20 protein-coding genes and 1 tRNA gene are annotated in these 25,338 nt (G+C 73.6%); 3 read left to right on the plus strand and 18 right to left on the minus strand.

The annotated features are described in order from the left end of the window. Positions 1-53: 53 nt before the first annotated feature. The 6 genes from WMF22_RS13985 to WMF22_RS14010 all read right to left on the minus strand — a co-directional run bounded on the left by WMF22_RS13985 (position 54) and on the right by WMF22_RS14010 (position 8,702). On the minus strand, positions 54-605 hold the full coding sequence (locus WMF22_RS13985) for a hypothetical protein (protein ID WP_438036051.1): 552 nt from the start codon (positions 603-605) through the stop codon (positions 54-56). A 126-nt stretch (positions 606-731) separates the two neighbouring features. Beyond that, a complete protein-coding gene (locus tag WMF22_RS13990; RefSeq protein ID WP_438036052.1) occupies positions 732-1,430 on the minus strand; it encodes a hypothetical protein in 699 nt (232 codons plus the stop codon). Between the two features lie 184 nt (positions 1,431-1,614). Then, on the minus strand, positions 1,615-3,891 hold the full coding sequence (locus WMF22_RS13995; protein WP_438036053.1) for a hypothetical protein: 2,277 nt from the start codon (positions 3,889-3,891) through the stop codon (positions 1,615-1,617). A gap of 143 nt (positions 3,892-4,034) precedes the next feature. Next, a complete protein-coding gene (lipB, locus tag WMF22_RS14000; RefSeq protein ID WP_438036054.1) occupies positions 4,035-4,883 on the minus strand; it encodes a lipoyl(octanoyl) transferase LipB in 849 nt (282 codons plus the stop codon). Positions 4,884-4,889: 6 nt separating this feature from the next. Continuing rightward, entirely contained in the window at positions 4,890-6,377 is a 1,488-nt protein-coding gene (locus WMF22_RS14005) for an HD domain-containing phosphohydrolase (RefSeq protein ID WP_437299587.1), read from the minus strand. A gap of 117 nt (positions 6,378-6,494) precedes the next feature. After that, the gene (locus WMF22_RS14010) at positions 6,495-8,702 is read right to left on the minus strand and encodes a pseudouridine synthase (RefSeq protein WP_437299588.1); all 2,208 of its coding nucleotides are present in this window, start codon (positions 8,700-8,702) and stop codon (positions 6,495-6,497) included. Between the two features lie 430 nt (positions 8,703-9,132). Here WMF22_RS14010 and WMF22_RS14015 point away from each other — a divergent pair, with 430 nt between their 5' ends. Next, entirely contained in the window at positions 9,133-10,842 is a 1,710-nt protein-coding gene (locus WMF22_RS14015) for a hypothetical protein (RefSeq protein WP_437299589.1), read from the plus strand. 25 nt (positions 10,843-10,867) lie between these two features. Here WMF22_RS14015 and cyaY read toward each other — a convergent pair whose 3' ends face one another. From cyaY to WMF22_RS14075, 12 genes are all read right to left on the minus strand, one after another. Then, positions 10,868-11,206, minus strand: coding sequence for an iron donor protein CyaY (cyaY, locus tag WMF22_RS14020; RefSeq protein WP_437299590.1), 339 nt, complete (start codon positions 11,204-11,206; stop codon positions 10,868-10,870). Positions 11,207-11,263: 57 nt separating this feature from the next. Next, a complete protein-coding gene (gene phnY / locus WMF22_RS14025) occupies positions 11,264-12,703 on the minus strand; it encodes a phosphonoacetaldehyde dehydrogenase (RefSeq protein WP_438036055.1) in 1,440 nt (479 codons plus the stop codon). Between the two features lie 43 nt (positions 12,704-12,746). Beyond that, positions 12,747-14,042, minus strand: a complete 1,296-nt coding sequence (gene phnA / locus WMF22_RS14030; protein WP_437299592.1) for a phosphonoacetate hydrolase — start codon at positions 14,040-14,042, stop codon at positions 12,747-12,749. 100 nt (positions 14,043-14,142) lie between these two features. Next, a complete protein-coding gene (locus tag WMF22_RS14035) occupies positions 14,143-14,424 on the minus strand; it encodes a hypothetical protein (protein WP_012235184.1) in 282 nt (93 codons plus the stop codon). 64 nt (positions 14,425-14,488) lie between these two features. After that, positions 14,489-14,562 (minus strand) — tRNA-Arg (locus WMF22_RS14040). Between the two features lie 111 nt (positions 14,563-14,673). After that, the gene (gene uppS / locus WMF22_RS14045; RefSeq protein WP_437299593.1) at positions 14,674-15,414 is read right to left on the minus strand and encodes a polyprenyl diphosphate synthase; all 741 of its coding nucleotides are present in this window, start codon (positions 15,412-15,414) and stop codon (positions 14,674-14,676) included. A gap of 286 nt (positions 15,415-15,700) precedes the next feature. Beyond that, positions 15,701-17,077, minus strand: a complete 1,377-nt coding sequence (locus WMF22_RS14050) for a histidine kinase dimerization/phospho-acceptor domain-containing protein (protein WP_437299594.1) — start codon at positions 17,075-17,077, stop codon at positions 15,701-15,703. Positions 17,078-17,080: 3 nt separating this feature from the next. Then, positions 17,081-17,782: a winged helix-turn-helix domain-containing protein gene (locus WMF22_RS14055; protein ID WP_437299595.1), complete on the minus strand. Its 702-nt coding sequence runs from the start codon at positions 17,780-17,782 to the stop codon at positions 17,081-17,083. Between the two features lie 128 nt (positions 17,783-17,910). Next, positions 17,911-18,495, minus strand: coding sequence for a hypothetical protein (locus WMF22_RS14060; RefSeq protein WP_437299596.1), 585 nt, complete (start codon positions 18,493-18,495; stop codon positions 17,911-17,913). A gap of 11 nt (positions 18,496-18,506) precedes the next feature. Then, on the minus strand, positions 18,507-19,922 hold the full coding sequence (locus tag WMF22_RS14065; RefSeq protein WP_438036056.1) for a hypothetical protein: 1,416 nt from the start codon (positions 19,920-19,922) through the stop codon (positions 18,507-18,509). After that, positions 19,919-21,133, minus strand: a complete 1,215-nt coding sequence (locus tag WMF22_RS14070) for a hypothetical protein (protein WP_437299598.1) — start codon at positions 21,131-21,133, stop codon at positions 19,919-19,921. Before WMF22_RS14070 ends, WMF22_RS14065 begins: the two co-directional genes overlap by 4 nt. 138 nt (positions 21,134-21,271) lie before the next feature. After that, on the minus strand, positions 21,272-22,111 hold the full coding sequence (locus WMF22_RS14075) for a tetratricopeptide repeat protein (RefSeq protein WP_438036057.1): 840 nt from the start codon (positions 22,109-22,111) through the stop codon (positions 21,272-21,274). Between the two features lie 340 nt (positions 22,112-22,451). Between WMF22_RS14075 and WMF22_RS14080 the strand changes: the two genes are divergently transcribed. Beyond that, positions 22,452-23,897 carry a sigma-54-dependent transcriptional regulator gene (locus tag WMF22_RS14080; protein ID WP_437301561.1) on the plus strand — a complete coding sequence of 482 codons (1,446 nt, stop codon included), beginning with the start codon at positions 22,452-22,454 and terminating at the stop codon, positions 23,895-23,897. A 4-nt stretch (positions 23,898-23,901) separates the two neighbouring features. Then, positions 23,902-25,194 carry a formylglycine-generating enzyme family protein gene (locus WMF22_RS14085; protein WP_438036058.1) on the plus strand — a complete coding sequence of 431 codons (1,293 nt, stop codon included), beginning with the start codon at positions 23,902-23,904 and terminating at the stop codon, positions 25,192-25,194. The last annotated feature ends 144 nt before the right edge of the window (positions 25,195-25,338 follow it).

The raw sequence follows: 25,338 nt of genomic DNA on the forward strand, positions 1-25,338 counted from the left end.
CTCGCTCGCCTGCCTCGCGGCTGGGCCCGTATCCTACGAGCCTGCACCCCGCTCTAGTATCCCCAGAGGAACTCCGCGCGGGCGAACGCCGTGAAATAGCTCCCCGGACCGTCGCCCGCGCCAGGGAGGAGCAGGGTGTACTTGCCAGCGAAGCCGGCGGCGAACTCGCGATTGAACGCGTAGTCGATGCCGAACGGGATGGAGACCCCGAACTGCCCCCGGTGGCAGCCCGGCTGGCCAGACGCGCCGCAGGGCGCGAGGCGCACACTGTCGTATGCGCCGGTCATGAGGCCGACGTAGGGGACCCACTGCAGGATATCGATGACGTACGTGGCGCCGGCGGATGCGCCGAGGAGCATGAGATCGCCCCCCGGGTGGGACGCGGTGTTGACCTCGGCGACCGCGTTGAAGGCGTCCGTGAGCCCGTAGGCGAGGTGCAGGCTGCCGCCGATCCCCGGGTACGTCCCGCCGTCCGCGAGGAGCGCGTAGCCGACGCCGGCGCCGGCATGCCATTGCCGTTCAAAGGCGTCGGCCCGCGAGGGGGCCAGGAGCGCGAGGAGCGCGAGCGCGGCGGAGGTCAGCAGGGCGACAGGGGGGCATCTCATGGTCGGTTGCGGCGAGCAGCCCGGAGCGCCCCCGCGATGAACCATGGATCGAGGGCGACGACGGCGCGCGCCGGGCGCTCGATGGGCGCGCGCGGCCGAGGCTAGCACGCGCGCCGCAGGACATGTTCAGCGGAGCTGCTCGCGGCGACGGGGAGCGCGCGGCGCCTCCGCGCCCTCGTCCTCGATCTCGTCGGCGTAGATGCGCGCCGCGGGGTCGGCCGCGCCCTCGCCCGGATCGATGCGGAGCGACGGCCGGGGAAAGCGGACGGCGGCCGCCCCCGAGATCCCGGGGAAGGTGTAGAGGATCTCGCCGCGCTCGCCGATCTCGACGCCCACGTCGCCGGGGCGCTCCTTGGCGAGCTCGGTGAGCAGGGCGTCCGCCTCCGGGGCCGGCAGGTCGAGCGCGACGCCGACCTCCTGCGCCGTGAGCGGGCGGCGGCGGTGCGACGCGAGCGAGAAGATCGCCTGAACCTGGGCGTCGCGCGAGGCCTTCGCCCCGGAGCGGGAGAGCTTCCGCCCGCCCAGCAGGAGGAGCAGGCCGATCGCGAGGGCGACGAAGCCGATCGGCAGGCCGAGCGCGAGGCCGGCGATCGACCCCGGGAACAGCGCGGCCGCGCCCAGGCCGAGGAGGAGCGCCAGCGCGGTCCCGCCGATGAGGACCAGCCAGCCGAGCACGCCGGCGACCGCGCCGCCGACCCTGGACGGCTGCCCCGCCAGGCTGACCGATTTGCCCGCGAACGGCAGGCGCTCCCGACCGCACGCGGTGCAGTACGCGGCGAGCCCGCGGTGGATGACGGGCGCGTTCTTTCCGCAATGAGGACACATGAGGACTCCCCCGCGAGCAGATCTCCGCGAGCCAGGCCGTAGCGTAGGAATGAAGCCCCTCCGCCGCCAGGTGTGCGGCCGCGGGATCTCCAGGTTTTTCGCGGGCCCGCCGCGCGGGTCGGCGTCGGTCGGCGTCCGTTAGCGTCCGTCAGCGTCCGTCAGCGTCCGTCAGCGTCCGTCAGCGTCAGATTCCGAGGTAGCGCGCGATCTCGGCGCGGGCCGGGTCGGAGGCCACGGCGCGCAGGGCGTCGTACCGGCGTTGCCATGCGGCCGCGCTGCCTTCATCTCCACGCCATCGCGCCGCCTCGGCGCGGGCGAAGGCGTAGCGCCGGAGCGAGAAGCGCGAGGCGTCGAGCGCGAGGAAGGCGTCGAGCCACACCTCGGGATCGCCCTCGCCGTCGCCGAGCAGCTGGGCCGACAGCGCGGCGTACGGGACGAGCGCGGGCGGCGCGTCGCCGCGCCGGCGGAGGGCGGCGTAGCGGAGCGCGCGGCGCGCGGGCGGCGGCGCGTCGCGCGCGGCGCTCCAGGTGGAGAGCGCGCGCGAGAGCGCCGGCTGGCCGTCGCGCGCCCAGGGCGCGTCGAGGCTCGCGAAGCCGACCCACGGCCAGGCGGCGGCGTGGTCCGCGGGCAGCTGGGCGGGCGGGCTGCCCTGGCGGAGCGGCGAGTCGCCCGGAGGGAGCGCGAGGGAGAGCCGGGTCCACCGCGATCGCGCGTCGAGCAGGGCGAGCTCCGCGCGGGCAAGCATCGCCTCGCCGGCGGGGTCCACCGCGCGCGCGGCGGCGGCCTCCTCGTCGGCGAGCACGGCCGCGCGCGCGGCGTCGCGCCGGCGCCCGCGCGAGGCGAGGAGCTCGGCGCGCTGCAGGAGCACGGCCGCGCGGAGCGCTGGCGGCGCGGCGGCGAGGTCGACGCGCTCCACGAGATCGAGCGCGCGATCGCGCTCGCCGACGAGGGCCCACACGCTCGATCGCGCGAGCGCCCGGGCCGCCTCCGGCGCGAGCTCCGGGGCGAGCGGGCCAAGGCGATCCAGCGCGTCGACCGCCCGGGGCGCGTCGCCTTCGAGCGCGAGCTCGCGGGCGGCGCGCAGCGCGAGCGCGCCCGCGGCCGCGCGCAGCGCGTCGGCCTGGGACGGCGAGAGCTGGGGGGCGGCGGCCAGCTCGGCGGCGCGCGCGGCGGCGCGCGCGCGCAACGACCCGGCGATCGCGGGCCTCGCGAGCCCGCGCTCCGGGAGCCAGTCGAGCGCGCGCAGCGAGCCCGCGGGCAGCGCCGTCGCCGCGCGGGCCTCCACGCGCGCCGGGGCGCCGTCGAGGCCTGCCTCTCCTGCCGCGGGCTCGCCCCCGTCGTCTTCTTCCGGTTCCGGTTCCGGCCGCGCGAGCGCGGCGGCCTCGGCCGCGTCGAGCGCCTCGTCCTCCGCCAGCACGACGGCGAGCAGATCGCCGCGGGCCTCGGGATCGAGCGCGGCCGAGGTGCCGAGCAGGTCGCGGATCGCGCGCGTCGCGCGCCGCGTCGCCTCGACGGCGTCCTTCCGGGCCGCGGCGAGGCGGGCGCGCTGCGCGAGCCGCGCCTCCACGGCGTCGGCCACGCCGGCCTCGGGGGCCTCCGGCATCGGCGGAGGCTCCACGCCGGCCCGGGCGGCGCAGGCGACGAGGACGGCGCGGACCTCGCCCCAGTTGCGCGCCATGCCGGCGTAGCGCCTCGACGCCCGGTCGTCCTGGTTGAGCGTCAGGAGCTCGATGCCGCGCTTCGCCTCAGCGCTCGCGCCGAGGCAGAGGATCGCGCCGGTGGTCGTGCGCAGATCCTCGTCGCGGGGCTCCATCGCCGCGTACCCCTTGGCGATCGCGAGCGCGCGCTGCGGGTCGCCCTCGGTGAGCGCCGCTCTGAGGGTGTGCACGCGCACGTGCCAGTCGGTCCAGCGGTCCGGCTGCGAGAGGAGCGTGCGGCGATCGCCGAGCCTCGCCGCCTCGCGGCCTAGGCTCGGCGCGCCGCGGGCGGGCCCGAGCTCATCGAACGTGACGCGCCCGGTCCCGGCGGCGACCGTGGCCTGGGCCGTCGCCACCGCCTCGGTCGCGCCGGCGAGCGCCGCGCCGTCCGGCCGGCCGACCGCGGCGTCGGTGTAGTCGGCGACCGCCGCGCGCACGCCGAGCTCCTCGGCCAGCGCGCTCGCCGCCCTGTAGGTCCAGGGCAGCCGCGACGGCAGCGCGAACCAGCGGATCTCGGGCCTGCAGTCGGGCAGCGCCGGGCCGCGCGGCGCCTCGATCGAGGCGAGGCACGCGGCGGCGGTGCGCGTGCCCACGCGGATCGCCGCGACAGGGCCGAGGAGAGCGAGCGCGGGCACGGCCACGGCGGCCGCCGCGAGCGCCAGGGCGAGGGGGCGCCGCCAGGGCGGCCGCGCGGTCGAGGCGTCGCGGTGGAGCGGGGAGCCCCCGTCGCGCTCACGAGGCCGTGGGGTGGGCTGCGCGCACACGGGACGGCTTTTAGCCCACGGCACGGCCGAGCGACACTGCCTCCGCGACGCAGCGTGTTCCACGTCCCGCGGGGCGGCGTCACCCGCGGAGCGCGCGCGCGACGTGCGAGCGCGCTCCTCGCCCCGGAGGCCGGCGCGCGCGGCTAGGGCGCGCTCCGGCCCTCGGCGGCGCCGGCCTCCGGGGCGAGGAGCGCGCCCGCGAGATCCGTGACCGCCGACAGATCCTCGACGCAGGCGACGTCGAGCTCGAGCCCGCGGGCGAGCTGCGGCGCGCTGGCGAGGGCGACCTCGGCGACGGTGAGCTTCCGCCCGGTGAGCTGGTGGAGCGACGTCACGCCGTGCTCTCGGATGCCGCAGGGCACGATCAGCTCGAACGCCTTGAGGTCCACCGCGATGTTGAACGCGAAGCCGTGCATCGTGAGCCATCGCGACAGGCGCACGCCGATCGCGCCGAGCTTCGCGATCTCGCGCGCCCACTCGGCGCCGCCCCACGCCTCCGGGGCGGCGCGATCGACCCAGACGCCGATCATGCCGTCGACCACGCCGCCCTCGACGTGGTGCTCGCGCGCGAGCAGGATCATCACCTCCGCGAGCGAGCGCACGTACCTGCGCACGTCGCAGCGGTCCGGCCTGAGATCGAGCAGCGGGTAGCACACGAGCTGGCCGGGGCCGTGGTAGGTGACGTCGCCCCCGCGCCCCGTCGCGACGAGGTCGATGTCGCGCTCGTCCAGCGCGCGGGCGTCGAGGAGCACGTTCTCGGGGTTCGCTCGCGGGCCGAGCGTGATCACGGGATCGTGCTCCAGGAGCAGGATCGTGTCGCCGATCCGCCCCTGCGCGCGCGCCTCGACGAGCTGCTTCTGCAGATCGTGGATCGGGGCATAGCGGCGCCGGCCGATCCACAAGGCGCGCGCGCGCCTCGGCCGGGGCGCCTCGACGGCCGTCGCCTGGCCGGTCGCGGGCTGGAGGAGGTCGCGGAGCGAGGTGGTCGGCATGGCTGGCTACTCCGGGACCTTCTCGCCCCGCGCCCGCCGCTCCTCGCGGTAGGCCTCGATGTGCGTCGTGAAGGTGGCCGCGACCTCGGGGTCGAACTGCGAGCCCGAGCACCGCTCGATCTCGGTCACCGCGACCTCGTGGGGGAGCGCGCGGCGGTACGAGCGGTCGCTCGTCATGGCGTCGTACGTGTCGGCCACGGAGATGATGCGCGCGATGATCGGGATCTCGTTGCCCCGCATCCGGAGCGGGTAGCCGCGCCCGTCCCAGCGCTCGTGGTGCAGGTGCACGCCGGGGATGAGCGGGTGCAGGAACTTGATCGGGTCGAGGATGTCGCGCCCGTAGGCGGGGTGCCGCTTGAACACCTCGTATTCGTCGTTCGTGAGCTTGCCCGGTTTGTTCAGGTTGAGCACGCACCCGATCTTGCCGATGTCGTGCATGAGCGCGCTCTGACGGACGATCTCGATCTCGTGCGGGCCGAGGCCGAGCCGCTGCGCCAGCAGCACGGCGTAGACGGCGACCCGATCCGAGTGGCCCGACGTGTAGCGGTCCATCTTGTCGATCGCCTTGGCGAGGCCCTCGATCGTCTGCTGGAACGTCGCCTGGAGATCCTGGTAAAGGCGCGCGTTCTCGATCGCCGCGGCGGCGCGCGAACCGATGATGCTGAGCAGCTTGCGCTGCCCCTCGTCGAAGCGCCTCGTCCGCGTGAACGACGCGACGGCGAGGAAGCCCATCAGCCGCTTCTGGATGCGGAGCGGCACGGCGACGAGCGACTGGAGCGGGAGCGCCGGCTCCGCCGCGAAGAACCTGAGCCCCTTCATGCCCTGCTCGAGCAGCTGCGCGTCGGGGCGGAAGTGCTCGAGCACGAGCGCGGGGTCGAGCCGCCCGAGGTCGGCGCCCGCCGGCATGGACGGGCCGCGGAGGTGCTGGCGCTCGAAGAAGCCGCCCTCGCCGTCGTCGAGCCAGGTCGAGATGAGATCGCCGCACACCTCGTGGAGGCAGCTGTCCGCGACGGTCTCCAGCACCTGGTCGAGCGAGAGGCTCGCCGCGATGGCCTCGCTCACCTTGTAGAGCGACACCGCCTCGCGCAGCCGGATGTTCTCGGCGGCCATCCGTTGCTTCTCGATCCCGCGCTGGACGACGTGCACCACCTCGTCCAGCTTGAACGGCTTGAGCACGTAGTCGTAGGCGCCGCGCTTCATCGCGTCGATCGCGGTCTCGACGGTGCCGAAGCCCGTCATGATGACCGTGAGCGCGTTCGGCGCCGTCTTGCCGATCTCGTCCAGCAGCGCGATGCCGCCCATCCGCGGCATCTTGAGATCGCTGATCACGAGATCGTAGTGACCCTTCGTGAGCTCGTTCAGCGCGCTGGAGCCGTCCTCCGCAGTGCGGACGTAGTAGCCCTCCATGCCGAGGAAGTCGGCCAGCATGTCGCGGATCACCTTCTCGTCGTCCACGACGAGGATGCGAGGGCGGTCTTCTGGAAACGTGGACATGCGGCCGGTAAGCCTACCAGATCCGCTCGCAGCGCATCGCACCAAGGTGGGCGGGTCGGGCACAGGAGCGGACCCGCCTCGCCGGGGTGGCCGATCCACACGGCGCGCGCGGGCCGCTCAGTCCTCGTCGCCGGTCGAGATGATGGGGTGCCGGATGGTCCGGGGCGACTCGTCCAGATCCGGGACGCGGATCGAGATGGGCCCGGGGCTGCGGATGGAGGGAGGAGGCGCGGACTCCGCGTCCTCGGGGCGGAGCGGGATCATCCTGCTGCTCGGCGCGGGCTCGTCGCTCGCGGTCGTCAGGACGGGCACGGCGCGCTGCTCGCCGAGGGCGTGCTTCTGCTCGAGGAAGCGCAGGACCGAGGGGCCGGTCGAGCGCTCCAGCGCGGAGCGCAGATCGCCGGGCAGCGTCGACTCGATGATCATCTTCACCCCGGTGCGGGGGTGCTCGATCTCGATGCGCACGAGGTGCACGAACGAGCGATCGAGCCCGTGCTTCTCCTCGAAGTACCGGTTCGTGGGCACGTGACCGTAGCGCTCGTCGCCGAGGATCGGGTGCCCGATCGCGGCGAGGTGCCGCCGGATCTGGTGCGTGCGCCCGCCGTCCGGGATGACGCGGAGGATCGAGTGGCCCGACGCGACCGCGAGGCGGCGGTACCGCGTGCGCGCCGTGTACGTGCGCGTCCCTTCGCGGAGATCGCGGGTGATCGCGCCCTTGCCCGGCGTGACGCCCTTGGCCGCTGCGAGGTAGATGAGGCGCCCCGTCTTCGCGAGCGCCTCGCCCCAGCGCGCGGCCGCCTCCTCGCTCCGCGCGAGCATGACCAGGCCGCTCGTGCCCGGATCCAGCGGGTGCACGATGATGGGCGTCGTCGTGCTGCCCGGGATGCGGGCGCACCGGGCGAGCAGCGAGCCGAGGTACTCCGGCTGCATGGCCACCGGCTCGTGGGGGCCCTTCTCGACGACCAGCACGCCGTCGTCGTCGTAGATGACCTTCGGCGCGGGCGGGGGCGTCCGGCGGAGGGCGGCGATCGTCTCGATCTCCTCCGTGAGCGGGATCATGTCGAGCGGCGTGAGCTCCGTCGACGAGTACCCGAGGCGGCAGAAGTGATCGAGGTCGCGCGCGAGCGTGTCGGGATCACACGAGACGTAGACGAGCAGCGGCGCGCCGAGGCGCGCGATCGCCTCGCGCGCCGTCGGGGAGACGCCGCGGCGCGGCGGGTTGACCACGATGCCGTCGAACTTCTCCGAGCTGTTGACGAGGGAGCCGACGATCTCCGCGACGTCGCCGGTGCGCACCTCCACGCGCTGGCTGAGGCCCTGGGCCTCGGCCGCTGCGCGGGCGTTCGCCGCCGCGGGCGCGAACGACTCGACCATGAGGACCCGGTTGCCGCCCTGCGCGAGGGCGAGCGAGATCGCGCCCGAGCCGCCGTACAGATCGAGGATGCGCGGCGGCTCCTTGCGCCGGGAGGCGGGGCCGAGCGCGGCCTCTCCCTCGATGACGGGCCCGTCGTTCTCGAGCGACGCGATCTCGCGGAGCAGGAGGGCGTGCACGCGCGCGGCCTGCGCGCGGTGCGCCTGCACGAACGAGCCGAACGCGGCGATGTGGTAGGTCTGCCCGATCCGGTCCTCCGCGTGCGCGGTACCGTCGAGCACGATCGTCTCGGGCCCGAGGATCTGCGGCGCCTCCGCGTCGTGGAAGTTCGCCGCGACGCCGATGACGCGCGGGAGCATCGGGCGGATGGCGCGGCCGGCCTCCCGCAGCTCTTCGCGCGTGCACGCGCGCTCGCGCTGCAGGACGAACGTGACCAGCACGAACGCCGGGTTGTCCTCTGTCGCTCCCACCTCCGCGAAGAGCGGCGTCCCGGGCGCGAGGTGGACCTCGCGCAGATCGAGGGCGCGGAGCACGCCGCCCCTCGCCGGGTCGTACGGGAGGAGCAGCGGCCGGACCTCCGGCGGCGGCGACGCGATCAGCTCGCGCAGCCGCGAGGTGACCGCGGCGAGGGCCGGGGTGAGCACCCGGCAGCCCGGGATGTCGACGACCTCGTGATGTCCCGTGCGGCCGTACAGCCCGATCGCGCCGGAGGGGGCGACGATGAGCTTCGCTCGACCGCGGTAGCCGGTGATCGGATCGGCCGGGATGACCGAGCTCGTCTGGAGCAGCCCGAGCGATGGGTAGTGCGCGGCTGCGGACACGACCCGAGCACGCTTGGTGCCGAGCTGCTCCGCGTAATCCCCCGCGATGAGCGGACAGCCCGCGCACTCGACCGAGTGCGTGCACTCGATCAGCGTGTTCGGGATCTCGCCTGCCTTCAATGTGCGTCGCACGGGCCCGGACAAAACACCGCCGCCCGATCCCTCTGCGCTGGTGCTCTCGCCCAGCCCGTGCGGTCCTTCGATACCTGCGCCGGAAGCCATTCCGGGGGAGCTTACAGGGGCTCTCGGCCAGCGTCGAAGGTGTAAAGCGGAATCCGTCGAGCTTTTCGTCTGCGGCGCTCGGCGCGCCGGGGAGCGCTCTTGGATCCTGACGAGATCCCGCGCTTTCGCCGGGGTCTGCGGTATCTGCCCGGACGGTGGGCGGTCCAGGCCCTGCTCGCTCCGTCGAGCCAGCCGCCAGGCAACGCAGGGGCCAATGTGGGCGATCCCTGGCGCTGCTCCTTACCTCCGGCCGCGCCGTTCGCGACATCCGCGGTCGCAGCGTCGCGGCGCCCGGTCCGTCCCGCGCGCCCCGTGGGGGCGATGGTAGACTGAGCGCCTCTTGCGCCTTCCGATCGCTTCTCTCTTCGGCCTCCTGGCTGTGCTGCTCGCCCCTCCGGTGTTCGCCGGACCCGGCGACAAGGAGGCGAACCAGGGCATGAACGCAGCCAGAGGCGGCTTCTGCAAGCGGGCGATCCCGCTGCTCGAGTCCGCCGAGAGCCAGCGGCATCGCCCGAGCTCGGCGGTTCCGCTCGCCGACTGCTACGTCAAGCAGGGCGAGCTGCTGAAGGCCAGCGACATCTATCACAAGGTCGCGAGCGAGAAGAAGGCGCCCGGCTACAACGCGCGGGATGTCGCGGCCATCACATCGGCCAAGAAGAAGGCAGCTCAGCTCGATGCGCGCATCCCGACGCTCGTCGTCACGCCGGCGGAGCCGTACGAGGGGCTGGTGGTCGAGATCGACGGGGAGGTGATCAGCGAGCCGTCGGCGCCGCACCGGTTCGATCCGGGCGAGGTGCTGGTGATCGTCGCGAGGGCCGAGGGCCACGAGGAGACGTCGCAGAAGATCACGCTGAAGGAGAAGCAGCGGCGCGAGATCAAGCTGCGCCTCAAGCCGAAGCCCGGGGGGAAGAAGCCGCCGGAGAAGCCGGTCGCGAAGAAGCCACCGGAGAAGCCGGCCGCGGAGAAGCCGAGCGCGGAGAAGCCGAGCGCGGAGAAGCCGCCGGAGAAGAAGCCACCGAAGAAGCCGGTCGCGAAGAAGCCGCCGGAGAAGAAGCCACCGAAGAAGCCGGTCGCGAAGAAGCCGCCGGAGAAGAAGCCACCGAAGAAGCCGGTCGCGAAGAAGCCGCCGGAGAAGAAGCCACCGAAGAAGCCGGTCGCGAAGAAGCCGCCGGAGAAGAAGCCGCCTCGCGCCGCCGAGAAGCCGGTCGCGAAGAAGCCGCCTCGCGCCGCCGAGAAGCCGGCCGAGGACACGCCGCGCGTCGCGACGGGCCCCGACGAGAAGCCGAAGCCCGCCGTCGAGATGCCCGAGCCCACGCCGCCCAGTCCGCGCAAGCAGCGCGACGTGTGGCTCGGCGCAGGCTTCCAGGGCTTCTTCATCCCTCAGCTCATGTTCGGGCTCCTCGGGGAAGGGGGGCGGGACGTCCTCGTCCCCGGCGGCGACATCTCGCTGTCCACGCGGCTCGGGCGGCGGTTCGATCTCGTCTTCTCGGTCGCCTACGCGCGCTTCTGGATGGACGAGACGCCGTTCAAGCCGAAGGGACACCCGGACACCGACTACGAGATCGTCGAGAGCGATCTCCAGGCGCTCCAGGCGGGGGTCCGCCTGGTCTGGAACATCCCGCTCGATCGGGACGAGCTGTTCGCCTTCCGCGTCGGGGCCGGCCTTGGCGTGGGCTGGACGTTCATGGGCGATCTCTACCGGACCCAGGCATATCCCGGCGACGCGGTGCCCGGCGACCCGGGCTCCTTCGTGCCGGGGGACCCGTACCGCTATGTGAAATGCCGCGGGCCCAACAACCCGGTCGGGAGCTTCCGGTACTGTAACCAGCTCGACTACGACGCGGATCACTACCCCGGCTATGTCGAGCCGAGCTGGTTCACCCGTCCCAAGGGGCGGCCTCAAGGCCTGCGTCCGCTCGTCTATCCGTGGCTCGTCCTGCCCGAGATCGGGCTCGCGCTTCGCCCGTGGGACCGCGTCGCGTTCGACCTCCGGGTCGGCGCCTCCGTGACGGGCCTCGTCGGAGGGCTCGGCATCCGCTTCGCCCTGTGATGCGCCTCGCCCCGGGACCGCGGGCTCAGCGAGCGAGCTTCACGGCGCGGCCGAGCTTCCGGGACAGCACGGCCTCGAGCGTGCTCCAGAGCTCGTCGCCCGACTTCTGGGCCACCCAGCGGTCCTCGGACGGCCGGTAGTCGAAGTGCCACGCGGCCCGCTCGGCGGCCATCCAGATCTGCCGCGCCGCGCGGTGGCTGTTGACGACGTACTTGATGCCGTCCTCGAACTCCAGGGTGAGGATGCCGCTCTGCAGGTCGGCCTCGACGCCGTCGGGGATCTCGTTGATCGCTCGATCCAGCGCGCGCAGCGACCGATCGGCCACGTCGTCGAACTCTCGCTCCGATAGGGGCTCTCCGCTCATGCCGATCCGCTTACAACGGCGCGCGCCGAGGCGGTACGGGGAAGCGCCGGCGCCCCCTCACTCCCAGGGGACCGTGTAGAGCTTCACGTTGGTCATCGCCTTCATCGCCTCGACGACGCCCTCCTTGATCCCGATGCCGCTGTCCTTGATCCCCCCGAACGGCGACAGCTCGGACCGGTACCCCGGCACCTCGCGCACGTTCACCGTGCCGCAGCGGAGCTCCCGCACGAGCCTGTGGACGCGCCCCAGGTCGTTCGTGCAGACGCCGGCGGAGAGGCCGTAGCTCGTCCCGTTCGCCACCGCGATCGCCTCGTCGATGTCCCTCACCCGCAGGATGGGCGCGTGCGGGCCGAAGGTCTCGTGCTGCACGGACGGGGCGTCCCGGGGGACATGATCCATCACGGTGGGGCCGTACAGGGCCCCGCGGCGCTCGTTCCCGAACAGCAGCCGGGCGCCGCGCGCGATCGTGTCCTCGGCCGCCGCCTCGAGCTGCCGCGCCGCGGCCTCGGAGATCACCGTCCCCATGTCGGTCGCCGGATCGAGCGGATCGCCCACCTTGATCTGCGCCGACGCGGCGGCGAGGCGCCCGGCGAGCTCGTCGGCGACGCGCTCGCTCACGATGAGCCGCTTCACCGCCGTGCAGCGCTGCCCCGAGTTCCTGTAACAGCCGTACGCCGCGAGCCGCACGGCCTCGTCGAGATCCGCGTCGTCGAGCACGATGAGCGGGTCGTTGCCGCCGAGCTCGAGCACCGCGCGCCGGTAGCCGAGCAGGCCGGCGATGCGCTTGCCGATCTCGACCCCGCCGGTGAAGCTCACGAGCTCCACGGCGGGGTGGGTCACGAGCGCGCGCCCGATCTCCGCCGGATCGCCGGTCACGACGCTGAGCATGCCCGGCGGCAGCCCCGACTCGTGCAGCACCGACGCGAGGTAGATCGCGGAGAGGGGCGTCTTCTCCGACGGCTTGAGCACCATGGAGCTGCCGCTCGCGACGCTCGGCGCGACCTTGTGGGCGACCTGGTTGAGCGGGTGGTTGAACGGGGTGATCGCCGTCACCAGGCGGAGCGGCTCGCGCAGCGTGTACCCCCGCCGGGGCTTGCCGTTCGCCGAGATGTCGAACGCGAGGCACTGGCCGTCGTCGCGGAGCGCCTCGTACGCGGAGAAGCGGAGCACGTCGATCGCGCGCCGCACCTCGTAGGCCGTGTCCTTGAGGCAGAGCCCGCTCTCCCACGTGATGAGCCGCGCCACCGCCCCCGCCTGCGCCTCGATGTGCGCCGCGGCGCGGAGCAGGATCTCGCTGCGCTCGTGGCGAGAGAGCCGCGGCGGGCCGGAGGACGCGCTCGCGAGCGCCTCCAGCACCGCCCCCTCGTCGAGCCTCGGCACGCTGCCGATCACCTCGCCCGTGAACGGGTAGCGCACGAGGATGACCTCGTCCCGGTTCACCGGCCTTCCCCCGATCAGGCACGGAAAATGGAACGCTGGTCGATCGATTGAGAGCATCGAGCCCATCGCTGTCCCCCCTTCAGGCGCTCGATCGTCGGCGCTAGGCCATGGCGGTCGAGAGTCGGTTGAGCACCAGATCGAAGACGTCCGCGTTCGACAGCGCGCTCGGCCGGCCGCGCGCGGCGTCCGCGTCCGCCTCGGCGGCTTCCGCGCCGAGGAGCCAGGCGCGCTCTCCGGGCCGGAGCGGGTGGCTCGCGAGGATCGGCACCTCCGCCTCGTGCAGGCCGCCGTGGGACCTGAGCCCGCGCTGCACGGCGGAGAGGTCGTGGTAGGCCGCGCTCTTGCCGAGCACCGTGCTCCGATCGCCGAGGATCACGAGGTCGCCGATCCGATCCGGCGGCAGCGCGAAGCGCCGCGCTGCCTCCTCCCGGGTCAGGACGACCTCCACGCCCGGGAGCCGCCCGAGGACCTGCGCGGCGCGCGCGCCGTCGTCCGGCGCGCCGAGGTACACGGTCGCGTACGACCCGAGCGCGCCGTGGTGCACGACGTACGGGTCGGTGATCGGCAGGAGCACGCGGAAGCCCGAGAGGCCGGCCTCGCGCAGCGCGTCGTCCAGGTAGCGCACGTTCGGCGAGCCGTCCTGCGAGGTCTTGTCGTTCATGCCGTGATCCGCGGTGATGCCGCAGACGAAGCCGGCGTCGAGGTACTCGCCGAAGAGGGCGTCGAAGCGGGCGTAGAACCGATCGGACATCGGCCCGCGCGGCGGCTCCTTGTGCTGCACGTAGTCGGTCAGCGACACGTAGAGCAGCGTGGCCGAGAGCCGCTCGTGCAGCGCGAGGCCCATCTCCATGGCGTAGTGGGAGATGTCCCAGTCGTAGATCGACGGGTTCTCGCGGCCGACCGCGGCGGTGATCGAGCCGATCCCGTGCTCCGGGATGGCCTGCTCGTGCGCCTTCTCGGCTGACAGCGAGATCGGGCGAGGACCCCCCTCGCGGCAGGCGCCGAGGAGCGCGCGGAGCTTGTCCTTGGCCGTGACGCAGAGGGTCCTGACGCCCGCCTGCTCCATCTTCTCGAAGAGCGTCGGGACGCGCAGAAAGCGTGGATCGTTCATCGGCACCTCCTCCCCCGTGGCGGCGTCGAGGTAATAGTTGCCCGAGATGCCGTGCACGCGCGCCGGCTGGCCGGTGACGATCGACACGTTGTTCGGGTTCGTGAAGCTCGGGACCTGGCCTCGGCCGCGCACGTACAGGCCGCCGGCGGCGAGCGTGCCCGCGAGCCGCGGCATCAGCCCGTCCGCGAGCGCCTGGTCGAGGTACTCCGGCGCGCACCCGTCGACGCAGAACACCACCGTCTTGCGCGCGGGCAGCGCATAGCGCCGATCGCCGAGTTCGATCATGCCGAACGCTGACACGCAGCGCGCGGGCCGAGAAGGGCCGTCGCTGCGCCGCCACGGGCGCTCCTCCGCCTCGAACGGCGGGCAGGGGAGCGGCGGTGCGTCAGTAACCCGGCCAGGGATCGGCCGGCTTCGGAGGCGCCGGGACCGGCCGCTTGAAGCACATCACGCCGGCGTCGAGCGCCACGAGCTCCCAGCCACCCTCGCCCCGCGCCTTCGCGATGGCACGCGCCTCGTCCACGCCGTGCGCCTGCTCGCAGTCCTGCTCCCACCGCGGCGCGGGGACGCTCGGCGTGAGCCCCTGGGCGCGCACTCGCCCCGCCGCGAGCGCGACGGCCGCGCCCAGCACCAGACCGCCCAGCACGAGCACGACCCTCTTATCCATGGCGTCAGGGACATGGTGGTCCGCGCTGGGCAGGACCGTCAAGCGACGCACCGAGGACGTTCGGCACGCCCGGCAGGATTCGAACCTGCGACCCGCGGCTTAGAAGGCCGCTGCTCTATCCAGCTGAGCTACGGGCGCTTGGACGACAAGCGCATCTCTCGTACTGCATCGCGGACGCGGAATCGAGCGTTACGAGCGTTACGAGCGTCGCCAGCGCCGTGGGCGCGGGGAGCGCCCGGCGACGTCCGCTCAGGTCGACGCGGCCAGGCGGCGGACCTGCTCGCCGGTCCGGCCGTAACGCCGCTGTCGCCGGCTGTAGGTCGCGACCGCCTCGTCGAAGGTCGCCTCGGTGAAATCGGGCCAGAGCGTGTCGGTGAAGAACAGCTCCGCGTACGCGGCCTCGAAGAGCAGGAAGTCGCTGAGGCGCTTCTCTCCGCCGGTGCGGATGATGAGATCGGGATCCGGCATCGAGCTGGTCGTCAGGAAGTTCCGGAGCGACTTCTCGTTGATCTCCTCCGGGATGACCAGCCCGGCCCGCGCGCGGACCGCGAGCGCGCGCATCGCGTTCGCCATGTCGCGGCGACCGCCGTAGCTCAGCGCGAGCGCCAGGGTCATCTCGGTGCCCCCGGCGGTGTCCTCCACGAGCTTCTCCATCGCGCGCCGCGTCGGCGTCGGGATGTCCTCGAGATCGCCGACCACCTGAACCGCGATCCCTCGACGGATCAGCTCGTCGTGCTCCCCCTCGGCGAACTCCTGGCAGATGCGCATCAGCGCGTCGATCTCGTCCTTGGGCCTCGACCAGTTCGCCACGCTGAACGCGTAGAGCGTGAGGTACGGGATGCCGCGGTCGCGGCAGGCGCGCACCGAGAGGCGCACGGCCTTCGCCCCGTGCTGGTGCCCCTGCATGCGGGGGAGCCCCCGCGCCGCCGCCCAGCGGCCATTGCCATCGAGGATGATCGCGACGTGCTTGGGGAGATTGCTGGACGTCATGGGCTTTCCTGGGTGGGGACGACGAGAGACTCTGCGCCGAGCATGGGCGCGGCGGGGGGGCCGACGGTGATGCGATTGTGGAGGTTCTGTGGAGGATGGCGCGGGAGAGCTCAAGGCGCTCTGTCCGCTGACGGGTGCGCGAGCGCTCCAGCCCGCTCGCCCGACGACCACCGCGGCGCCTTCGCACCACCGATCCGGCGCGCTGTCAAACCGAGGAAACCTCCCGGAAACCAAGAGGGCCGCCGGGGAGGGGCGGCGTGGCGAGAGAGCTCACCCTTTCACAGGATCAGGCCCCCGGCAGCGAGAGCTTGAACTCGACCTCGGGCGGCCCGCGGTGGGTGCACTCGGCCGAGCCGCTGTGGGCCTCGGCGATCGCCTTGACGATCGCGAGGCCCAGGCCGGTGCCGCCCCGGTCGGCGCGGGTCGTCACGAAGCGGCGGAAGAGGCGGCCCGCGACGTGCCGCCCGATCTCGCCGCGGTTGCGGATCGAGATCGCGACCTGTCCGCCCACGCGAGACACGGCGATCTGGACGGGGGCCGCGGCGTCGCCGTGCGTGCGCGCGTTGTCGAGCAGGTTGTCGAGGGCGCGCGACAGCCACTGCTCGTCGCCGCGCACCGTCGCCGAGCTCGGCGCGTCGAGCTCGACGCGGCTGCCGCGCTCTCGCGCCCGCGCCGCGGCGGCCTCTGCGATCGCGACAAGGTCGACCACGGCGGCGTGCTCCACGCCGCGCGCCTCGAGGCGCGCGAGCGACAGCAGCTCCCCGAGGAGCGCCTCGATGCGCGTGGTCGCCTCGCGGATGCGCGCGACGAAGCGGGCGGCCTCCTCGGCGTCGTCGAGCGCGCCCTCGGAGAGCACCTCGGCGCTCGCGCGGATCGCGGCGACGGGGTTCTTGAGCTCGTGCGAGAGATCCGCGGCGAACGTCTCGACGAAGGGGCGGCCCTCGATCTGGCGCCGCATCGAGTCGATGGCGCGCGTCAGCCGCTGGACCTCGCGGCCCTGCGCCGGCGGCGTCGCCGCGCGCACCTCGCCCTCGCTCACGCGCACCGCGAACTCGGTGAGCGCCTCGATCGGCGTCGCGATGGTGCGGCCGATCAGGAACGACGAGATCGCCGCCGCGGCGCCGAGCACCGTGCTGAGCACGAGGATCGGCGGGGCGAAGTCGGCGACCATCCGCTGCACCACGATGGTCGGCTTCACGACCTGCACGCTGCCGACGCGCTGGCCGCGGACCTGGATGGGCGCGGTCACGAAGACGGTCCCTGGCTCGCCCGGCGAGGCGCCGCGCGCCCGGAGCACGCGGCCCTCGGGATCGAGCAGCGCGATGCTCTGGGCGGTCGGGCCCTCGGCCTCGCCGTCGAGCGCGCGCACCGCCGCGAGATCGACGCCGCGCACCTCCATCTCCATCGCGGCCACGGCGGCGAACGCGGCCGCCTCGTCGCGCGCGCTGCCCTCGGCGAGCAGCGTCGCGCGCGCCTCGATGCGATCGATGACGAGCAGCCCGAGCCCGAACGCGAACGCGCCGACGATGCCGCCGAGCGCGATGAAGATCTGCATCCGGATGCTCATCCCCGCCGTGCGGGCGCGGACGAGGCGGGAGGCGAACAGCGCGACGAGCAGGATGAGCGAGACCGCCGCCGCCGCGGTGACGACGAGGCGCAGCACGCGTCAACCGCCGCCTTCCGCGGGGCCCGGCTTGTCCGCGACGCGGTAGCCGACGCCGCGCACCGTCTCGATGAGGTCGGCGTCGCCGCCGGCCTCGACGACCTTCTTCCGGAGCCCCTTCACGTGCGAGTCGATGGTCCGGTCGGTGATCGCGAACCCGTCGCCCCAGACGCGATCGATGAGCTGCGCGCGCGTGAAGACCCTTCCCGGCGCCGCCAGCATGCAGGCGAGCAGATCGAACTCGACGCGGGTGAGGTCGACCTTCTGGCCGCTCACGTACGCGCGCCGCGTGGCTTCGTCGACCACGAGCGGCAGCGGCGCCGGCGCGCCGGCCAACGGCGAGGGCCGCGCGGCGCGGCGCAGGACGGCCCGCACCCGCGCCACGATCTCCCGGGGGGAGAACGGCTTGGTCACGTAGTCGTCGGCGCCGGTCTCGAGCGCGGCGACGCGGTCGGCCTCGCTGTCGCGGCTCGACAGGACGATGATCGCGGCGCGCGCCGCGCTCCGCCGGGCCTGCCCGATCAGGTCGAAGCCGCTGCCGTCGGGGAGCATGAGATCGAGGATGATGAGGTCGGCCTTGTCGATCTCCCGCTCCGCGGCCGCGAGCGTGGTGGCGACGGTGGCCGCGAACCCGTCGCGGCGCAGGAAGTAGGCGATCGACTCGGCGATGGCCGGCTCATCCTCGACGACCAGGACCTTGGCCATGGCCTCTGAGCCTAGAACGGCGCGGCGGACGCGTCGACAGGGCTGGTCGGCGGGGCTGGTCGGCGGGCCTGGCCGGCCCCGCCCCCGCGGGGGCTCGCGGGCGTCGCGATCGCCGCGTTCGTTCGCGCTCAGGCGTGCGGGATCGCCGCGCTGACGAGCTCGCGTACGACGCCGAGCAGCCGCTCGTAGTGCTCCGGGATGGGCTGCAGGCCGGCGCAGTGGACCACGAGGCCGCCAGGGCGGAGCTCGAGGTGCCCCTGGAAACCGCGGCGGGCGAGGAGCTTGCGCAGCCGCGGGTGGAACGCGCCTGCGGCCTCGCGCTGGGAGGCGGCGAAGGTCGTCACGTGGGCGTCCCAGAGCGCATCGTCGAGGGTGACCCGGGGTGGGGGAGCGCTCTCGATGAAGGCGACGCGCGTCAGGAAATGCTCGCCGACGCGCATCGAGGCGCGGCGCTGGAGCGCCGGGTGCGCCGCGAAGCCGAGCAGCGTCCGCTCGAGGGGCTCGGCTTCGCCCTCGGCATACCAGGGCTCGGCGATCACCGCGTGCCCGGGGTTCGCCGTCCACGTGCACGCGGAGAGGTACGCGGAGGGCGGCGCGATCGTGTCGTAGGGCTCCCAGCGGCGGAACCAGGTCTCGTCGGGGCGCGCGGTGAAGGCGAGGCCGCGCCGGGCAGCCCACGCCGCGATGTGCTCGGATCCCAGCGAAGGCGGCATGGATGTCGAGGTTAGTCGGCGCGGCGTCGCCTCGGAAGCCTCCGGCGCCATGCGACCGCGAGCGCCCCGGCGCCGAGCGAGAGCCAGGACGCCACGCCCGCGGCCGCGCCGTTCCCGGGCGCGTCGCAGGAGCATCGGCCGTAGATGCCGACCGTCGTCTCGCCGTCGTGGTCGTCGTCGTTGCCCAGCGGGGCTCCAGCGCCTCCGTGGCCTGTGGTCGCGATCGGCGCGCCGCCGGCGTCACCGGCATCGTCGCCGCTCCCGCTTGCGCCGCCGCGGCCGCCCGTGCCGCCGCCTTCATCGCCGCCGCTGCCTGCGCCGCCGCTCCCGCCTTCACCGCCGCCGCCGCCTGCGCTGCCGCCGCTGCCTGCGCCGCCGCTCCCGCCTTCACCGCCGCCGCCGCCTGCGCTGCCGCCGCTGCCTGCGCCGCCGCTCCCGCCTTCACCGCCGCCGCCGCCTGCGCTGCCGCCGCTGCCTGCGCCGCCGCCCGTCTCGCCGCCACTGCCCGTCTCGCCGCCGCTGCCCGTCTCGCCGCCGTCGTCCGCGCAGCGCGTGAGATGGAGGGGACGTTTGCGCGTGCAGTCGGTCGGCGACGCGCAGCGGGGATCGGAGAGCGCGGGCGGCGCGCCTGTGCCGCCGATCTCGCCCAGGTCAGGGTAGGCGACCTCGGTCCTCTCCCAGCGCCCCCCGGTGTGCTCCATCCAGCCGAACACCCGCTCCTGGTACGGAACGGCGCCGCCGATCGCCGGGTCGTAGACGCCGCGGCCCGCATCGTAGTTGGGGTTGTTCGGGTTGTTGACGTACGCCAGCCCGTTGTAGGCCCACACGGCGCTGTACCAGTGCTCGATGAACGCGGGTTGCCGGTCGCCGACGCAGCGCGTGGCCCTCCACTTCGCGGCCAGGATCTGGGTGCCGGTGGCCGCGTTGTAGGTCGGCTCCGCGGCCACGCGGCGAGGATCGAAATCCGGGCTGTCGCCGCGCCGCATGCCGCTCGTGATCTGCGAGGCGCCGTAGCCGCAGTCGAAGGAGATGATCGTCCGCGAGCTCTCCCCCACCTGATCCATGGGCCGGTCCGGCGCGCAGAACTGCTGCCACCCCGACTCCTGCATGGCGATCGCCTTGAGCAGCTCGCAGGGGAACGTGGCGGGAACGTTGCGCCGCGCCTCGGGCAGATCGCAGCCCTGACCGAGGTTGAAGGCCGGCGGACCGGCGTCGCCCCAGGCCTCGGGGCCCCGCGAGACGCGATCGAAGATGGCGTTCCACTCCGCGACGGAGGGGTTGATCCCGGGCACGGCCTCGATCGCGCAGCCGCGATCGTTGTACGCGCTCGACGCCGTGAAGCAGGGGCAGTACGCGGCGCGCGCGGCCGGCGCGAGCAGCGCGGCCGCGGAGAGCGCCGCCGGGATCAAGAGAAGGCGGCCCGTCACGGCTCCTCCTTCGCGACGGTGAAGCCGGCGACCGCGATGCGCGCTCCGGGTGGCGCAGGGATCGTGGCGACCTCGCCGCTCTCCACCCGGATCGCGAAGGGGACGGCGAACGCGGACGGGTTCGTGTGCAGCGCCGCCACCCACGCCGCGTCCTGCGAGACGGCCTGGATGGCGTCGATGCCGGGCCCGAGCGGGCTGCGGATCGCGGCGCGCGCGCCGACGACGGACAAGCCGGTGGCGCGCTCGGGCGTGTACGCGAGCCCGCCGCCCGGCCAGGCGTACGGGGCGAGGCCGTGGCTCGCGCTCGCCCCGAGCCGGGTGCGCTTGCCCCGGGCGAGATCGATCCGATCGATGACCCACAGGCCCGGGTCGGTCTCGTGCCGCTCCTGGAACACGAGCGCGCCCGCCGCGGCGTCGATCGAGAAATCGCGCGCGAACGGCGGGATCGACGGGGCGATCACCCGCGTCGCGCCGGAGTCGGGGTCCACGAGGACGATGTCGGCCGACGCCGGGGAGACGCGGTAGAGGACGAGCTCGCCGTTCCACGCGCCGGCGAGGAAGGCGAGGTGGCCGGTGTGCCGGTGCACGGTGCGGATCGCGCCGGTGGCGAGGTCGACCTCGTCGATGGTGAGCGCGTCGACCCGGATCTGGGTGGGGTTGTTGTTGGGCTGCCGCTCCGGGCCGGCGACGCCGCGCGAGACGAAGACGCGCCCCTCGGCGGTGACGAGCGGGCGGCTCGCGTGGACCACGCCGTCGCAGAGCGCGACGGGCTCTGCGCCCGGCTGGATCCGGAAGAGGCTCGCGTTGAACGAGCGGTCGCTGGACGGGCTCGTCTCGGCGGTCGCGACAACGAGCCGCGTTCGCGGGACGACGCGGGCGCGGACCACGGCGTCGCTCAGGTGCCGGAGCGCGGCGAGCGCGGGACCGGCCTTGGCTCCGCCGATCGGCGCGATGTGGAGCGTGGTCCGGGCCGCCCCCGGAGGCGTCGCGAGGATCGCGACGCTGGGTGGCGCGGAGGGATCGGCGAGCGCCGCGACGGCCGTGGGCACGAGGAGACGGCCGACCCGCGAGATCGCGGGCGCAGCGGCGTCGCCATCGGCGAGCACCGCCGTCATCGTGCCCGTCAGCGCGGCGAGCAGCGCGCAGGGGAGCGCGATCCTGCGCAGACGGCGCCGTGTCAGGGGCGAGCGGGCGTAGGAGCTGAGATGCACGACAGGAGAGTAGACGATGCGCCGGTGAGCGCTCGCTCGCGAGGAGGCGCTCGCTTGCCAGCCTCTGCCTCCCCGCCGTCCCGCGCGGCCGGGGCGCCCGACCCCGTCGCCGTCGCGCCCGGCGCCAGGTCGCCAGCCCTAGAAGCGGCCGGTCATGCCGAGCCCGGCCGCGCCCGGTCCAGCGACCGGCGTCAGCTGGAGCTTGCTCGGCCAGGGCTGGTTGAACCCGAGCTCCCAGATGAGGCCACCGGCGACGCCGGCGGCGCCCAACCCGAGCAGCACGCCGCCGACCGTCGCGTGCGTGCGCCCCTGATTGCCCTTCTCGGCCACCTCCTCCGTACAGCCCTTGCGCGACGGGCAACGATCCTCGGCGGCGCTGATGTCCGCGAAGCCGCTCGAGGTGAGGATCCCGCCGACCAGCAGCGTGACGACCCCGGCGCCCGTCGCGACCCACGGCGAATAGCCGTAAGGAGGCTGCGGCGGAGGCTCCTCCCTGGGGCGATCCGGGACCGCCGAGGCGGTGGGGGCCGTCGGGAGCACCGCCGGCGCGGACGCGGACGCGCTCGCGCTGGCGCTCGGCGCCGGCCGGAGGGCGTTCTTGAGGTTCTGGATCTTGTCCTGGATCGTCTGCGCGTCGCTCGCGTCCGGCGTGCGGGCCAGGTAGGTCTCCAGCGCCGTGACCGCCTCGGCCCGCTCGCCCTTCTTCTCGTAGGCGTTGGCGATGTTGATCAGCACGCCGTGCGCCGAGCAGTCGAGCTGGTAAGCGTCCTTCCAGTACTGGATGGCGCGATCGTAGTCAGCGCGCTCGTAAAACTGGGTGGCGGCCTTGTGCGCCCCCTTGGCGCCTTCCAGGTCGGCGGGGGTCGCCGTGCGGTAGCACTCGGGGTATTCGATGGCCGGATCTCCTGCTAAGGCCAACCCCGCGGCGAGGAATATCCCCGCGCCGAGACCGACCAGCCAAGTCCGAAGCACACGCATCCGAGCCGCCCTCCGAGAAGTGGCCGCAGCATACTGATCCGCTTCGCCGGCAGCGAGAAAAAGGAATAGTTGCGGACCTCGAGGCAATGCGTTCGGCCTGCCGACCGGCGTGGCGAGCGCCGAGCGAAGGGGCGGCCAGGGGAGCGGGACAGGAGCCCCGAGCGAAGCGACGGCCGGGGGACGGCATGGGAGTCCAGAGCGAGGCGGCGGCCGCGGGAGCGGGGCGGGGAACGCCGCCGGCGCGCCCGCGCGGCGCGTGGGTGGCCGACCGGCCGGCAGGATCGTCGAGGGACGGTCCCGGCGCTTGCTTGGTTTCCGGTTCTGCTAGTCTCGCCCGGTGATGCTCCCCGAAAAGAAGCAGATCCTCGTCGTGGATGACGAGGCGAACCTCCGGCGGGTCCTCAGCGCCCAGCTCGGCCGGGATGGCTACGAGGTCCACACCGCGGAAGACGGCGAGGAGGGGCTCGCGTTCCTGAAGGAGCACCACATCGATCTGGTCATCACCGATCTCCGGATGCCCAAGGTCGACGGCATGGACCTGCTCCGCGCCGCGCTCCGCGACGACCCGTCGCGGCCTGTGGTGCTGCTCACGGCGCACGGGACCGTCGACAACGCCGTCGAGGCGCTCAAGACGGGCGCGTTCGACTACATCACGAAGCCGTTCGATCAGAACGAGGTGCGCGTCGTCGTGAAGAAGGCCCTCCGCACCCGCGATCTCGCGAGCGCGGACGCGACGCGGGACGTCTCCGCGGCGCAGCCCCGGGGGGGCTCTGACCGGTTCGGCATCATCGGCGAGAGCCCGCCCATCCAGGAGCTCTACGCGATCCTCGAGCGGGTCGCCGACACGCCGACCACGGTGCTCATCAGCGGCGAGAGCGGCACCGGGAAGGAGCTCGTCGCGCGGGCGCTGCACGAGAACTCCGGCCGTCGCGACCGGCCGTTCATCAAGGTCAACTGCGCGGCCATCCCGAAGGACCTCATGGAGTCGGAGCTCTTCGGCTACGAGCGCGGGGCCTTCACCGGCGCGGTCGGCTCCAAGCCGGGGCGCTTCGAGCTCGCCTCCGGCGGCACGCTCTTCCTCGACGAGATCGGCGAGATCCCGAACGAGATGCAGGTGAAGCTCCTGCGCGTCCTGCAGGAGAGCGAGTTCGAGCGGGTCGGGGGCATCAAGACCATCCACGTCGACGTCCGGCTCGTCGCCGCCACGAACCGCGACCTCAAGCGGGAGATCGCGGCGGGCACGTTCCGGGAAGACCTCTTCTATCGGCTCAACGTCGTCCCGATCGCGCTCCCCGCGCTGCGCGACCGGAGGAGCGACATCCCCCACCTCTGCACCCACTTCGTCGCGAAGTTCAACGCGCGCCTCAAGAAGAGCATCGAGAGCATCGAGCCCGAGGCGCTCGAGCGCCTGGCCTCGCACGCCTGGCCGGGGAACATCCGCGAGCTCGAGAACGTCGTCGAGCGGGCGCTGCTCTTCGCCGACGGCGCGCGCATCCGCCTCGACGACCTGCCGGAGGAGATCCGCGGCGGCGCCACGCCTCTGCCCGGCGCGTCGCTGCCGCTCGCGGCCGCCGCCGCGGACACCTCCGCCGCGCCGTCGACGCCCGACGGCCTCAAGGAGCAGGTGAAGGCGGCGATGAGCAAGCTCGAGCGCGACCTCATCGAGCGCGCCCTCAAGCAGACGCACGGCAACGTCACCCACGCCGCGCGGCTCCTCAAGATCTCGCGCAAGGGGCTCCAGCTCAAGATGAAGGAGCTGAACCTCCGCGAGCGCGACGCCGAGTGAGCCCGTGGGCCTCGGCGAGCATCGCTCCGTCCGCGCGCCGGGGGGGAAGGCCCTCGCCGCCGCCGCCTCGCTCGCCGGCCTCCTCGCGGCCTCTCCCGGCTGCGATCGCGGCGGCGCCCCGTCGGGCACGGACGCCGATCTCGACGCCGCCCCGCCCTGGGACGTGAGCCAGACCGAGCCGGAGCCGCGCCCCGGCATGGCGTGGATCCCGAAGGGCGTGCTCATCGCGGGCACGCCGCCGGACCGGCTGCCGCGCATCGCCGACGAGGAGATGGCGGGCGCGCAGGTCGTGATGCACGGCTTCTACATCGACATCTTCTCGTACCCCAACGAGGTCGGCGCGATCCCGACCACGAACATCGCGCAGGACGAGGCGCGCGCGCTGTGCGAGGCGCAGGGCAAGCGCCTCTGCACGGAGCTCGAGATCGAGCGGGCCTGCAAGGGGCCGGACAACACCACGTACGAGTACGGCGACACGTACAAGGCGCAGGTCTGCGCGACCGGGCAGAGCCGGGTCCTGACGCCCAACGGGGTGAACGCCGGGTGCGTGAGCGCGTTCGGGGTGCACGATCTCCATGGCGGCGTATGGACCTGGACCTCGAGCCAATGGCAGCGGGGCAGCGGCAAGCCGGGGCTCGTCACCCTGCGCGGAGGCAACGGCCCGACGGGCGAGCTCGTGGGGCGATGCGCCCACGGGCGCGGCGCCAAGCCGGACACGCGCCGCCCCGAGGTCGGCGTCCGCTGCTGTGCCGGCGAGGTGAACAGCTTCGAGGTGGTGCTCGAGGTGACGCGCGATCGCCCGCTCCGGCTGGAGCCGCTCGTCGACGCGCGCGCGGCGGCGCAGCTCGCGGCGCTCGCGCCGGAGGAGGTGCGCAACGCGCCCCGGGCGGGGTCGGCCGAGGGGGCGTTCAGCGTGGAGCGCATGTGGACCTGGCACCCGCGGGGCAACGAGGAGCTCGTGCTCGGCGGCGGCTGCGCGCGGCCGGCCGGGGTGAACGGGGCGCCGCGTAGCCGCGCCAAGCGCGCGAAGCGGTCGCGCCCGGGCGACGGGACGACGTGCGGGCTCCTCATCGCCCGGATGCGCATGAGCGCGCCGGCGCTGCTCACGTTCGTCCCGTCGGATCTCTGGGAGCCCACGATCGGCGAGGCGGACTCGCCGCGCGAGCTCTTCCTGTACGGCGGCGACGCGCTGGGCGCCTTCCGCCGTCGAATCACCTACGAGTGGGGCAAGATCGGCGTCGCCGACAAGGAGCGCAAGCGCAAGCACAAGGGCCGCCGCGGGCTCTCGTACGACTGAGGCCCCTCGGCGTCGCGACGGGTGGCGCTGGCGCGCGGCGGCACCACATTCCGGCGGCGCGCTCCGGCCCGTGGCACATTCGCCTTGCGCCCGGGCGCCTGGAAGGGCAGCGCTAGCAGCGCGCGTCGCCGCTGCGCCGTCCGC

The sequence above is a fragment of the Sorangium sp. So ce204 genome, assembly GCF_051526795.1.
Lineage (GTDB): Bacteria > Myxococcota_A > Polyangia > Polyangiales > Polyangiaceae > Sorangium > Sorangium cellulosum_B.

Coding starts and splice junctions, on each gene's coding strand:
- WMF22_RS14060 (WP_437299596.1), bottom strand. CDS start 18,495: ATGCCGCCTTCGCTGGGATCCGAGCACATCGCGGCGTGGGCTGCCCGG.
- uppS (WP_437299593.1), bottom strand. CDS start 15,414: ATGACGTCCAGCAATCTCCCCAAGCACGTCGCGATCATCCTCGATGGC.
- WMF22_RS14035 (WP_012235184.1), bottom strand. CDS start 14,424: ATGGATAAGAGGGTCGTGCTCGTGCTGGGCGGTCTGGTGCTGGGCGCG.
- WMF22_RS13985 (WP_438036051.1), bottom strand. CDS start 605: ATGAGATGCCCCCCTGTCGCCCTGCTGACCTCCGCCGCGCTCGCGCTC.
- WMF22_RS13990 (WP_438036052.1), bottom strand. CDS start 1,430: ATGTGTCCTCATTGCGGAAAGAACGCGCCCGTCATCCACCGCGGGCTC.
- WMF22_RS14075 (WP_438036057.1), bottom strand. CDS start 22,111: ATGCGTGTGCTTCGGACTTGGCTGGTCGGTCTCGGCGCGGGGATATTC.
- WMF22_RS14055 (WP_437299595.1), bottom strand. CDS start 17,782: ATGGCCAAGGTCCTGGTCGTCGAGGATGAGCCGGCCATCGCCGAGTCG.
- phnY (WP_438036055.1), bottom strand. CDS start 12,703: ATGCTCTCAATCGATCGACCAGCGTTCCATTTTCCGTGCCTGATCGGG.
- cyaY (WP_437299590.1), bottom strand. CDS start 11,206: ATGAGCGGAGAGCCCCTATCGGAGCGAGAGTTCGACGACGTGGCCGAT.
- WMF22_RS14005 (WP_437299587.1), bottom strand. CDS start 6,377: ATGTCCACGTTTCCAGAAGACCGCCCTCGCATCCTCGTCGTGGACGAC.
- phnA (WP_437299592.1), bottom strand. CDS start 14,042: ATGATCGAACTCGGCGATCGGCGCTATGCGCTGCCCGCGCGCAAGACG.
- WMF22_RS14080 (WP_437301561.1), top strand. CDS start 22,452: ATGCTCCCCGAAAAGAAGCAGATCCTCGTCGTGGATGACGAGGCGAAC.
- lipB (WP_438036054.1), bottom strand. CDS start 4,883: ATGCCGACCACCTCGCTCCGCGACCTCCTCCAGCCCGCGACCGGCCAG.